The sequence below is a fragment of the Planococcus sp. FY231025 genome, from assembly GCF_052078085.1.
Lineage (GTDB): Bacteria > Bacillota > Bacilli > Bacillales_A > Planococcaceae > Planococcus.
In genome coordinates, this window is sequence record NZ_JBQJJG010000009.1 from 326,621 (window position 1) to 333,006 (window position 6,386).

General features: G+C 49.8%; 6 protein-coding genes and 8 tRNA genes. All 14 read left to right on the plus strand.

Annotated features, from left to right (window positions below; translation table 11 throughout):
• Window positions 1-83: 83 nt before the first annotated feature.
• Complete coding sequence (locus ACTL32_RS15205) at window positions 84-413, plus strand: anti-sigma factor antagonist (RefSeq protein WP_441342284.1); 330 nt, start codon at window positions 84-86, stop codon at window positions 411-413.
• A gap of 1 nt (window position 414) precedes the next feature.
• On the plus strand, window positions 415-885 hold the full coding sequence (gene rsbW / locus ACTL32_RS15210) for an anti-sigma B factor RsbW (RefSeq protein ID WP_204893380.1): 471 nt from the start codon (window positions 415-417) through the stop codon (window positions 883-885).
• A complete protein-coding gene (gene sigB / locus ACTL32_RS15215; RefSeq protein ID WP_204893379.1) occupies window positions 863-1,645 on the plus strand; it encodes an RNA polymerase sigma factor SigB in 783 nt (260 codons plus the stop codon). Before rsbW ends, sigB begins: the two co-directional genes overlap by 23 nt.
• On the plus strand, window positions 1,645-2,244 hold the full coding sequence (locus ACTL32_RS15220) for a PP2C family serine/threonine-protein phosphatase (protein ID WP_204893378.1): 600 nt from the start codon (window positions 1,645-1,647) through the stop codon (window positions 2,242-2,244). Before sigB ends, ACTL32_RS15220 begins: the two co-directional genes overlap by 1 nt.
• A gap of 188 nt (window positions 2,245-2,432) precedes the next feature.
• Window positions 2,433-4,601, plus strand: a complete 2,169-nt coding sequence (locus ACTL32_RS15225; protein WP_441342285.1) for a Tex family protein — start codon at window positions 2,433-2,435, stop codon at window positions 4,599-4,601.
• A 70-nt stretch (window positions 4,602-4,671) separates the two neighbouring features.
• Window positions 4,672-5,124 carry a SprT family protein gene (locus ACTL32_RS15230; RefSeq protein WP_204893377.1) on the plus strand — a complete coding sequence of 151 codons (453 nt, stop codon included), beginning with the start codon at window positions 4,672-4,674 and terminating at the stop codon, window positions 5,122-5,124.
• A 93-nt stretch (window positions 5,125-5,217) separates the two neighbouring features.
• Window positions 5,218-5,292, plus strand: a tRNA-Asn gene (locus ACTL32_RS15235).
• A 6-nt stretch (window positions 5,293-5,298) separates the two neighbouring features.
• Window positions 5,299-5,370, plus strand: a tRNA-Glu gene (locus tag ACTL32_RS15240).
• 231 nt (window positions 5,371-5,601) lie between these two features.
• Window positions 5,602-5,678: transfer RNA gene (locus tag ACTL32_RS15245), tRNA-Met, on the plus strand.
• Between the two features lie 3 nt (window positions 5,679-5,681).
• Window positions 5,682-5,757, plus strand: a tRNA-Asp gene (locus tag ACTL32_RS15250).
• Window positions 5,758-5,763: 6 nt separating this feature from the next.
• Window positions 5,764-5,838 (plus strand) — tRNA-Gln (locus ACTL32_RS15255).
• Between the two features lie 107 nt (window positions 5,839-5,945).
• Window positions 5,946-6,031, plus strand: a tRNA-Leu gene (locus ACTL32_RS15260).
• A gap of 14 nt (window positions 6,032-6,045) precedes the next feature.
• Window positions 6,046-6,122 (plus strand) — tRNA-Arg (locus ACTL32_RS15265).
• A 31-nt stretch (window positions 6,123-6,153) separates the two neighbouring features.
• Window positions 6,154-6,227: transfer RNA gene (locus ACTL32_RS15270), tRNA-Gly, on the plus strand.
• Window positions 6,228-6,386: the final 159 nt, after the last annotated feature.

The following is a 6,386-nucleotide window of genomic DNA, read 5'->3' on the forward strand; positions in this document are numbered from 1 at the left end:
TAAAAATCGCCGGGAGGTGGTATTTAGACTTACGATGGCTTTTTTAAGTTCATGCGAATTATAAAAAACGGGGTGTCATATAAATGAATATTCAAGTGGAATTAGAAGGATCGGGCAACAAATTGACTGGCTTTATCCGCGGCGAAATCGACGCGCATACAGCACCGGTTCTTCGTGAAAAATTAGAATTACACCAAAATAAAGACGGTTTGAATGCCGAGTTGGACCTATCCGACGTTGATTATATGGACAGCACAGGTTTGGGAGTTTTTGTAGCTTTCTATAAATCAGTGAATGCCAAAGGCGGACATGTGAAGCTAAAAGGGCTCTCCTCACGTTTGAAGCGTCTATTCGACATAACTGGTTTGGGCGATATCATGGATATCGAATCAGTTGGAAAAGGTGGTAATTAATATGCGTCCTTTCGATTATGTTGAAATGAGAGTGCCGGCGAAATCGCAATACGTCGGGGTAGCCCGCTTGACGATTTCTGGATTGGCGAGCCGCATCGGTTTCACATTCGATGATATAGAAGATTTGAAAATCGCTTCAAGTGAAGCAGTAACGAATGCAGTCCAACACGCTTACGCAGAAGGCGAAGAAGGCGAAGTGGTAATTGGCTGTGCGCTTTACGGCGATAAAATTGAAATAATGGTAGCGGATCATGGCCAGAGTTTTGATTTTGAAGAAACAAAAGCGAAAGTGGGCCCGTACCATGACCAGGAAGAAGGGGCTTTTCTTCGCGAAGGAGGTCTTGGCCTGTATTTGATTGAAACTTTGATGGATGAAGTGAAAGTACATCATCAAGAAGGTGTCACGGTCTTCATGACAAAGTATGTTGGAGGAGAGCAGGTGGAAGAGGATGTCGAAACGATCTCATCCTAATCAGCCGACCAAAGAGCAGGTGCTTGAATGGATCGAGGCTTATCAAAAAACGGAAGATGAAGAAGCCCAGACAATGTTGGTGATGAATTATAAACGGCTGGTGGAATCCATTGCGCGGAAATATTCTAATGGTAAATCTTACCATGAAGATATTGCGCAAGTAGGAATGCTGGGGCTCCTCGGAGCAATCCGGCGCTATGACCCTTCTTTCGGCAGAAGTTTTGAAGCATTTGCAGTGCCTACCATCATCGGGGAAATCAAACGGTTTCTGCGTGACAAGACATGGGCGATCCATGTGCCGCGCCGCATCAAAGAATTGGGGCCACGCATCAAATCAACGGTTGAAGTACTGACGCGGGAACTTCAGCGCTCGCCGCAAGTGTGGGAAATTGCTGAATACCTGGATGTCGACGAAGATGACGTACTAGAAGCGATGGAAATGGGCAAGAGCTATCAGGCTTTATCCATGGACCATTCACTTGAAGCCGATTCCGATGGCAGTACGGTGACTTTATTTGACGTTGTCGGGCAAGAAGACGACGGGTACGAGAAAGCGGATCAGCGCATGCTTGTGGCTAATGCGATGAATGTGCTGTCTGAACGCGAAAAGCAGATTATCCAATATACGTATATTGAGCAGTTAAGCCAAAAGGAGACGGGCGATAAGCTGGGGATTTCCCAAATGCATGTGTCCCGCCTTCAGCGGAAAGCGATCAAAAAATTGCAAGAGGCTATTTTGGCTGCTGGTGGAGTGTCGTAGTGGAAACAATCCGACACCAATTTGTGGAAGCATGTATCTTCAATGAAGCAAAAAAAGGGAATTACGAGTCCGGCGACAGCTACCATACAGTGCTGACGGACGAGTATTTCATTTGCTCCATAGCCGACGGTCTGGGAAATGGGCCGATTGCGAGGGAATCTTCGCAGGTCATTCCCCAAATTCTTGAAGAATACCATCATGAAACGATTGATTCGCTCATGCAGCGCTTCAATGGGTTGATGGTGCAAAAACGAGGCGCTGCTGTAGCGATTTTCAAAGTCGACTTTAAAAAGAAGACGCTGGAATACAGCTGTGTGGGCAATATCCGTTTTTACCTCTACCGCAAAGGCACGAATGAAATGATCTACCCGCTGCCGGTAATGGGGTATTTATCCGGCCGACCGCAAAAGTTGCGCACCCAACTCTACACTTATGTAGAAGATGATTTATTCTTGATCCATTCTGACGGAGTGGAACTGCGAAATCCGAAAGCAATGATGAGGCAGGCAGGAATACCTGAACGCCTTTATTACGATATTCTCCGCGAAATCAAAACGGGCGACGACGCCACGTTCATAGCCGGAAGCCTCCTCAAATGAGTAGGCTTCTTTTTTGTGTGATAAAATAAGAAAAGCGGAGGCGCCTTGATAGATTCGACGGGCATAAGACGAACCGGTGAAGCGGCGCTTTTGGCCGCACAGCCGGGGCGGCTTATGACCCCGAGAATCTGGGCGCCGGAGCTTGGTGGCCGCCCAAGCGTTGTCAGGAAATTAAGGAGAGTGGTTTTGTGGAAATGCAGAAGATCCATGCGTTAATCGCCAAAGAAACCGGCGTGCGTACAGACCAAGTGAAGCAAGTGATCGCGTTGATCGAAGACGGCAACACCGTCCCGTTTATCGCGCGTTACCGGAAAGAAGCAACGGGTTCACTCGATGAAGTCCAGATCAAAGCGATCGATGATCGATATACATATATCCAGAATTTAGAGCAGCGCAAAACGGAAGTGATCCGCTCGATTGCCGAGCAGGAAAAGCTGACGCCGGAACTTGAAAAAGAAATCCAGGCGGCGACTGTCTTGCAGCGGCTGGAAGATTTGTACCGTCCGTTCAAACAGAAGCGCCGGACAAAAGCGACCATTGCGAAAGAGCGGGGGCTTCAGCCGCTTGCTGATTGGCTGATGGAATTCTCCAGGGAAGATGCTGTGAAGAAGGCAGCGGAGTTTGTAGACGCAGAGTCCGGTGTGGCGACAGCGGAAGAGGCGCTTCAAGGGGCGAAGGATATCCTAGCCGAGCTCTTCGCCGATGATCCGGACATTCGTGAAAAAGTCCGGTACATGACGCGCAAGGACGGCAAGATCCTGACCGCCGCTAAAAAAGGCCACGGCGACGAGAAACAGGTTTTTGAAATGTACTACGAATACGAAGAAGCGATCGGCAAAATCGTGCCGCACCGCATTCTTGCCATCAACCGCGGGGAGAAAGAGGATGTGCTGCGCGTTTCCATCCAGCCGCCGACGGACCGAATCGTCACGTTGATGAAAAACAAATGGATTAAATCGTCTGCCCCATCGGCCGGCGTCGTTGCCGAAGCAATCGAAGACAGCTACAAGCGGTTGATCCAGCCTTCGGTTGAGCGGGAAATCCGGACGGAGCTGAGTGAAAAAGGCGAAACGCAGGCCATCCATATCTTCTCGGAAAACCTGCGGAATTTATTGCTCCAGCCGCCGATGAAAAACAAGATGGTGTTGGGCGTCGATCCGGCCTACCGGACCGGCTGCAAGCTGGCAGTTATTGACGAGACAGGGAAACTCTTGGAAGTTGCTGTGATCTATCCGCACGCACCGAAAAACGATACAGCCGGTGCAAAAAGGGTCATGAAACGGATTGTCGCAAATTATCCGATCCAAATCATGGCGATCGGCAATGGAACAGCGTCGAGGGAAACCGAACAATTCGTTGCGGATTTCCTGTCTGAAACCGACGCTGACATTTCATACGTCATAGTCAATGAAGCGGGCGCAAGCGTTTATTCCGCTTCGGAAATTGCGCGGGCAGAATTCCCGGACCTCCAAGTCGAAGAGCGCAGTGCGGCTTCCATTGCCCGGCGCCTTCAGGATCCGTTATCGGAACTGGTGAAGATCGATCCGAAAGCGGTGGGGGTAGGGCAGTACCAGCATGATGTTTCCCAGAAGAAGCTGGCCGACCAATTGACGTTCGTAGTCGAGACGGCTGTTAACCAGGTAGGTGTAAACGTCAACTCGGCTTCAGCTTCACTGCTCCAGTATGTGGCCGGCCTCAGCAAAACAGTTGCAGAAAATGTCATCAAGGTACGTGACGAAAACGGCCGTTTCACAAGCCGTGCCCAACTGAAAAAGATTCCGCGGCTCGGAGCGAAAACATATGAACAGGCGATCGGCTTCTTGCGCATTCCGGAAGGGAAGAACCCGCTTGATGCGACCGGCATCCATCCTGAAAGCTACGGCGTGGCCGAGAAGCTGCTCGATTTAGTCGGGGCGGACAAGAAAGACGTCGGCAAGCCGGCAGTCTCCGAAAAGCTGGAGCAACTCCATCTACAGGAGTTGAGCGAGAAGATGGGCGTCGGGCAAGTGACGCTGCAAGACATTCTGGATGCTTTGAAAAAGCCGAACCGCGATCCGCGCGATGAATTTCCGCAGCCGTTGCTGAAAAACGATATATTGAAGATGGAAGATCTGCTGCCGGGCATGGAAGTGCAAGGGACGGTCCGGAACGTTGTCGATTTTGGCGCGTTTGTGGACATTGGCGTAAAACAGGACGGGCTCGTCCATATCTCGAAATTGAAAAAAGGTTTTGTGAAACACCCGCTTGAAGTGGTGGCGGTAGGGGATATCGTGACGGCTTGGGTCGAGAAAGTCGAAAAAGAAAAAGGGCGGATTGCGTTGACAATGCTGCCGCCGAAAGAACAATCAGCACAATAAGAAAACGAACAGCCGAAGAAGCGCTAAAAAGAGTGGCTCTTCGGCCGATCTTTGAATTGAAGGAGTCCATATGAATAACCTGGAGCTGACAGAACTCATCAAGGAGATTTCCGAAACTGTTTTCCATAAGCCATTCCGGCATGCCGGTGTCTTCAATGCCCGGCTGCGGACGACTGGCGGCAGATACTTGCTGCGTTCCCATAACATCGAGATCAATCCGAAGTCATACGAGAGGTTCGGTTACAGCGAGCTTGAAGGAATCATCAAGCATGAGCTGTGCCATTACCATCTGCACATCGAAGGGAAAGGCTATAAGCATCGGGATGCCGATTTCCGGGCGCTGTTGAAAGAGACGGGATCTCCCCGTTTCTGTTCTTCAGTGGAGCCGGAGAGGGCGAAACGTCCGGCAAACCGGTACCTTTACGAGTGCGTCGCCTGCAATACGGAATACGTCCGAAAAATACGGATGAATGTAGAGCGATACCGGTGTGGGAGATGCGCCGGAAAACTTGCTCTGAAATAATAAAAGAAATGGAAAATAAGTGTTGACGATTCTTGAAGACCTCTTTATAATAGAAAAAGTCGACAAGTACTTAAACAGCACTTGCAACGCTATTCCGAAGTAGCTCAGTGGTAGAGCACCGCACTGTTAATGCGATGGTCGTAGGTTCGAGTCCTACCTTCGGAGCCATTTTTTGGCCCCTTGGTCAAGCGGTTAAGACACCGCCCTTTCACGGCGGTAACACGGGTTCGAATCCCGTAGGGGTCATCTTTTATACATAAGCAATTGAAGCTAGTTGTTATTGTAGAATAAGCAGCGATGTTTCCTGGTGATCAGGAGATAAGCGTAAGAGAAACAAAGTATCACCTATATTATTGTCGCGGGGTGGAGCAACGAGCCGTACGAAGACGGCGAAGTAACATCGAAGCAGCCGAAGGCGATGCAGATGTCCATTGCGAAACAAGCGTAAGAGAAACAAAGTATCACCTATATTATTGTCGCGGGGTGGAGCAGTTCGGTAGCTCGTTGGGCTCATAACCCAAAGGTCGCAGGTTCAAATCCTGCCCCCGCAACCAAATGGTCCCGTGGTGTAGCGGTTAACATGCCTGCCTGTCACGCAGGAGATCGCCGGTTCGATCCCGGTCGGGACCGCCATTTTATTGGGGTATAGCCAAGCGGTAAGGCAACGGGTTTTGATCCCGTCATGCCCTGGTTCGAATCCAGGTACCCCAGCCATTTTTTGCTAGAACCTAAAACGTTCAGCTGAAAATAAAGTGAAGTTCCTCGTTGACAATGAAGCGTACATGTTCTACAATAGAATTTGTCCTTAAAATAATATTAATGCGGTCGTGGCGGAATGGCAGACGCGCTAGGTTGAGGGCCTAGTGGGAGAAATCCCGTGGAAGTTCGACTCTTCTCGGCCGCACCATATCTCGCTTGTAAGCGCCCGTAGCTCAATTGGATAGAGTACTTGACTACGAATCAAGCGGTTAGAGGTTCGAGTCCTCTCGGGCGCGCCAATTTCCAAATTGATTTTCTTCTATATAATATGCGGGTGTAGTTTAGTGGTAAAACCTCAGCCTTCCAAGCTGATGATGAGGGTTCGATTCCCTTCACCCGCTCCAAAATTCTTACCATGAACCTTGAAAACTGAACAGCAAAACGTCAACAACATGCAACGGCCGCGCAAAACGGCCCGCGCAAAACTACTGATCAGCTCACGCAGATCAAAGCGAGCCGCGCGTCCTTTTGGACGGCGGAACGCCAGCAAGCATTTGAGCAAT